This is a genomic window from Planctomycetota bacterium (assembly GCA_038746835.1).
GTDB lineage: Bacteria > Planctomycetota > Phycisphaerae > Tepidisphaerales > Tepidisphaeraceae > JBCDKH01.
Map to the genome: position 1 here is coordinate 1 of JBCDKH010000273.1, position 3317 is coordinate 3317.

3 protein-coding genes and 1 tRNA gene are annotated in these 3317 nt (G+C 65.2%); 2 read left to right on the top strand and 2 right to left on the bottom strand.

Going from position 1 to position 3317, the window contains the following annotated elements; all coding sequences use genetic code 11:
- Positions 1–66 precede the first annotated feature (66 nt).
- A complete protein-coding gene (locus AAGI46_16455) occupies positions 67–1119 on the bottom strand; it encodes a transaldolase family protein (GenBank protein ID MEM1013799.1) in 1053 nt (350 codons plus the stop codon).
- A gap of 111 nt (positions 1120–1230) precedes the next feature.
- Here AAGI46_16455 and AAGI46_16460 point away from each other — a divergent pair.
- Together AAGI46_16460 and AAGI46_16465 are read left to right on the top strand one after the other, a co-directional pair.
- A tRNA-Tyr gene (locus AAGI46_16460) sits at positions 1231–1312 on the top strand.
- Positions 1313–1380: 68 nt separating this feature from the next.
- Positions 1381–1830, top strand: a complete 450-nt coding sequence (locus tag AAGI46_16465; GenBank protein ID MEM1013800.1) for a hypothetical protein — start codon at positions 1381–1383, stop codon at positions 1828–1830.
- 43 nt (positions 1831–1873) lie between these two features.
- Here the strand turns inward: AAGI46_16465 and AAGI46_16470 are convergent.
- Positions 1874–3317, bottom strand: a 1444-nt coding sequence (locus AAGI46_16470) for a malate:quinone oxidoreductase (protein MEM1013801.1), incomplete at its 5' end; no start/stop codon positions are given.

The following is a 3317-nucleotide window of genomic DNA, read 5'->3' on the forward strand; positions in this document are numbered from 1 at the left end:
CCCCATGTCGAACCGGCTGCCGCACCCGAGGGGGGGCCGAAGCCCCGCAGCTACCAAAAACATGACTCAGGACGTGAGCTGAGCCCGCTGCTGTTTCACAGCGTCCAGCAGCGCCTTCTGCGGCTTGGCGAACTTCTCGATGCCTTCTTCCATCAGGAAATCCTCCATTGCCTGCAGGTCGACCTTCTCGTCCAGTTCCTTGAGGACCGCCTCGTCCGGCAGCTTGTCGACGGTCCTCTCGTAAGTCGCCGAGCCTGCGGCGATGGCGTCGTTGGTCTCGGGCGGGTTGGTCTGGATGCCGCCGCCGGCGACGTGTTTGGGGTAGTAGTCCTCGTCCTGCCAGTCGAGCTTCTTCCCCGTCGAGGCGAAGATGATCTCCTGCTGGAGCTTGAGGTTCTTGTCGGCCCAGAACGCCTCATTGTCCGCCCAGAGCCGCTTCGCGTTGACAAGGCCCATCCGCTTGCTCGCCTCGTCGCCGAGCCCCGGCACCTTCTTGGCCGTGTAGACGTCGACCCGGCTGATGAAGATGGAGTAGACGCTCTTGAATCGCTCCAGCCCGTCCTTCCGCTTCTGGGCCCCACGCCACACCGCGTCGCGAGCGGCCTTGTACTGACGCTCCGTGAAGATGAGCGTGACGTTCAACGTCAGCCCGTCGGCCGCCATCGTCTCAATCGCTTCCAAGCCGGCCGGCGTTGCAGGGACCTTGATCATGCGGTTCGTGTACCCGCTGCACCAGTACCGCCCGAGGCTGATGTAGCGCCGGACCCGCTCCTCGTGCGGCAGGTTTGCCTCGGGATCCTCGATCAGCGGGTCGAGCTCGAAGCTGACCCAGCCGTCGTTGCAGCCGGTGCGTTCCCAGATCGGCTGGAACTGCTCCTGAGCCTTGGAGACGAGGTAGTCGCACATCATCCACGCTGCCGAGCTGTCGGTGGCGTCGCGGAGCATCGACTGCATGGTCTCGTCGAACCGACCGCTCTTGATGAGCGACGAGATGATGGCCGGGTTGCTGGTCGCCCCGGTGATGCCGCGGTCGATATTGGTGGTGACCTCGTCGGGGTCGACGCTGTCGAGCCAGAGTTTGGTGCCGGTGTCGATGAGGCTGGCGAGGGCGGTGGTCATATGAGGCAGCTTATCGCCGCCGGCAGCCGTCACGAACCCGCGATTGGCCCCGTGGCAGGGCCGTGCCGCGGCTTGTCCCTCGCCCTCCCTCGCCTACACTGTCGGCCCGCCGGGAGTGTACCGAAGTGGACAAACGGGTCTGACTGTAAATCAGATGGCACTGCCTTCGGGGGTTCGAATCCCTCCGCTCCCATCCGGCGATACACCTGCGACTTCTCGAAGGGTGTTTTTCGTTTTCTGGCCCCCTCTTACCCTCTCCGCATGGGAAATCAGGCGTGGAGGATCGTTGGGCGGGATGACTCGACGGGTGACGACGTCACCATGACCATTGAGGCGACGACGCAGGAGTCGGCCGTCCGGCGGGCGGGGCGGCGTGGGGTTCGGGTCATGCAGGTCGCTCCCATCGTCGACAGTGTCGATGAGCCGCACGACGACGTCGGCGGCGGCTACGTCCATCCTCCGCGCTACGCCCAGCCGTCGGTCGTGCATCACCACCACCACGACAGTGGCGTGAGCGGCGGTGTCGCGGCGTTGCTGAGCCTTTTGATTCCAGGCGTCGGGCAGATGGTCAATGGCAAGGTAGGTGCCGGCATCGTCTGGCTGATCGGAACGTTCATTGGCTACTTGCTCTTCATCGTGCCGGGGCTGATTCTCCACATCATCTGCATTGTCGACGCCGCCAACAGCAGTCCGCAGCGGCGGCAGTACTGAACGCGTCGGGCAGCCGTTCGGCTGAAACCCGAGGCATCGTCTGTCACGCCGTGGCCGCGAGGTCAGCTGGTGCTTCTGTCAGCCTGAGCGTGGCGAACGCCTCGTCGCTGGTCTGTCGCTGCCGATCGCTGTACACGGCGTCGTGGAGATCGTCGTCGAACGTCGGGATCATCGCCTTCATCCGCTCGTGGCCGTCGGGCGTGGCAAGCTCGTCGGCGAAGCAGCGTTTGATGACGTCGAGCATGATGTTGGCCGAGACGCTCGCACCCGGCGACGCTCCGAGCAAAGCCGAGATGGTGTTGGCCTCGTCGGTGATGACCTCGGTGCCGAAGTGGACGATGCCGGCGTCGCCGTCGGTTTTCTTAATGGCCTGCACGCGGATGCCAGCGTCGATGAGTTTCCAGTCGTCGGCCTTGGCGTCGGGGTAGAAGTTGCGCAGCTCGACCAGCCGCGTGTTCATGCTCTGCAGCCCTTGCTGGATGAGGTAGCGGACCAGCGGCAGGTTGTGCAGGCCGACGCGGACGAGCGAGGCGATGTTGTCCAGCCGCACCGAGCCCGGCAGGTCGAAGAGTCGGCCGGTCTTGTGGAGGAACTTCGTCGTCCACGCGGCATAGGGCCCGAAGAGCAGAGCCTTTTTGCCGTCGATGATCCGCAGGTCCAGGTGCGGCACGGCCATGGTCGGCGCGGCGCCGGGCGACAGGCCGTAGACCTTGGCGCGGTGTTTCTCGACGACGGCCGGGTCGTCGCAGACGAGCCACTGCCCGCCGATCGGAAAGCCGCCCAGGCCCTTGGCCTCGGCGATGTTCGCCTTCTGCAACAGCGGCAGACTCCCGCCGCCGGCCCCGAGGAAGACGAACGACGCGAATACGGAAAAACGTTCGCCGTTCTTTGGCTGGACCGTGACCTTCCACCGGCCGTCAGCCTGCTTGCCGAGGCCGACGACCTTGTGTGCGACTTGGCTGGAGCAGCCGTCCTGCCGGCCGAGCCACTCGACCTGCTGCCGGGCGAGCGAGCCGAAGTTGACGTCGGTCCCGTCGTCCGCCTTGGTCGCGGCGACGGGTTCGTTCGGGTCGCGACCCTCCAGCAGCAGCGGTGCCCACTGCCGGATCCTCTCGCGATCCTCCGTGTACGCCATGTCGGCGAAGAAGTGGTGCTTCGTCATCTGCCTGTGACGAGAGCGAAGGAAGTCGACCTGCTCCTGGCCGAAGACGAAAGCGATGTGTGGGACCGGGCGGACGAAGGTCGCCGGGTCGTCGATGACGCCGTCACGGACGAGCGACGACCAGAACTGCTTGGAGTGCTCGAACTGCTCGAAGATCTTTACCGCGACCGAGACGTCGACCTCGCCATCCGCACCGCGGTGGGGCGTGTAGCTCAGCTCGCACAGCCCGGCGTGTCCGGTGCCGGCGTTGTGCCAGCCGTTCGACGCTTCGCCGGCGAACTCGCTGTGGGCTTCAAATAGGCGAATGCGGGCATTTGGCTTCAGG